The 258-nt window shown below is 64.7% G+C and carries 1 pseudogene; it reads right to left on the reverse strand.

The features are described 5' to 3' along the window. Positions 1 to 108 precede the first annotated feature (108 nt). A pseudogene (locus tag MFF58_RS32110) lies at positions 109 to 258 on the reverse strand (integrase core domain-containing protein); the annotation flags it as partial.

A 258-nucleotide genomic window follows, 5' to 3' on the forward strand; every position in this document is an offset into this window, starting at 1 on the left:
CATCACCCGCATCGTCGAGGGCCATCGGCAGCGGCACCTCGATGATCTGCTGCCATGGGCTTACCAGCCAACGCCGGCCCTCAAAGCCGTGGCCTGAGGACAGCGCTTACACTCGTCGCGCAGGCGGCCGTTGAACGACTCGACCAGCGCGTTGTCGGTCGGCTTGCCAGGCCGCGAGAAGTCCAACGTGACGCCGTTCTCGTAGGCCCAGCGGTCGAGTGCTTTCGAGACGAACTCGGGCCCGTTATCGACCTGAAT

The sequence above is a fragment of the Methylobacterium longum genome, from assembly GCF_022179385.1.
Classification (GTDB): Bacteria; Pseudomonadota; Alphaproteobacteria; order Rhizobiales; family Beijerinckiaceae; genus Methylobacterium; species Methylobacterium longum.